General features: G+C 60.9%; 1 protein-coding gene. It reads right to left on the bottom strand.

Annotated features, from left to right (window positions below; translation table 11 throughout):
• Positions 1 to 840: CRISPR-associated ring nuclease Crn3/Csx3 (gene crn3 / locus NW829_RS12300; protein ID WP_414407706.1), on the bottom strand; the 840-nt coding region annotated here is incomplete at its 3' end.
• Between the last annotated feature and the right edge of the window lie 22 nt (positions 841 to 862).

Genomic DNA, 862 nt, shown 5'->3' with positions numbered 1-862 from the left:
GGGGGGAGGAGAGTTGGGATCCCAGCGAATTTCCAACTCAGGTGAGTCTTTGAGCACTTGAGGAGGGCCGGGCGAGGTGTGCAGGATGGCCACACAGCGCAAATTGCCCCGGTCTCGACAAAACTCGTGCCAGAGAGGGATAGCCTCGGGATCCCGGCTGACCACCAGGTAGTGGGAGCAGGCTTCCAGGATCGGCTGCTTTTGCGGATCCACCTTGCCGCCCACATCCACAATCACCAAACTCTTTTGCCGGCGCAAAGCCAGAATGGCCTGGGCATGGAAGCTGAAAAATTCGGGGGTAAAAGAGCCCCGGTACTGGTGCTTGAGGATCTTCGCCTCTTCTGGTGGCAAGTCTAGAGTCCAATTGCCTTCCCCATCCCAATGGGCCCGTTGCAGATAAATATCGGGATGCTCCGGCAGCAGAGCTTCGAAGAGGGCGCGGGCAAGACGGCTTTTGCCACTGTCGGGGGGGCCCACCACCATCACCGCCGCTGCCAATTCTGTTCGCGTCAGCGGGCCGTAGGCCTTGCCCGGCCTTCCCTGCACCCAGGGGATGACCTGGCCCACCCGCACTTCGGGGGTATGGCTGGAGACCACCACCGCGCCCAAGCGTGGGTCATAACAGGCCACCCAACGGGTGAAGTGGCACTCATGCACCAGCCAGCCATACAGCCAAATGGGGGCCCGCCCCGTCAGAACCACCCCCAACTGGGCATTGATCCCGGCAGGCAGCTGAAGCTGAGCCAAATCCTCTGGAAAAACCAGGCGATCCGGTCGGGTCAGCTCAATTTCGATGACCTGAAAAGACAGTTCCGAAGAATGGGATCTTCGAGGGTCCAAGGACTCCGTCCCGCTGGCGCGA

This window comes from Synechococcus sp. R55.8 (assembly GCF_047461895.1).
In the GTDB taxonomy this organism is placed as follows: domain Bacteria; phylum Cyanobacteriota; class Cyanobacteriia; order Thermostichales; family Thermostichaceae; genus Thermostichus.
The sequence above is the reverse complement of the archived record's forward strand: the minus strand, read 5'-3'. Positions and strand labels throughout refer to the sequence as shown.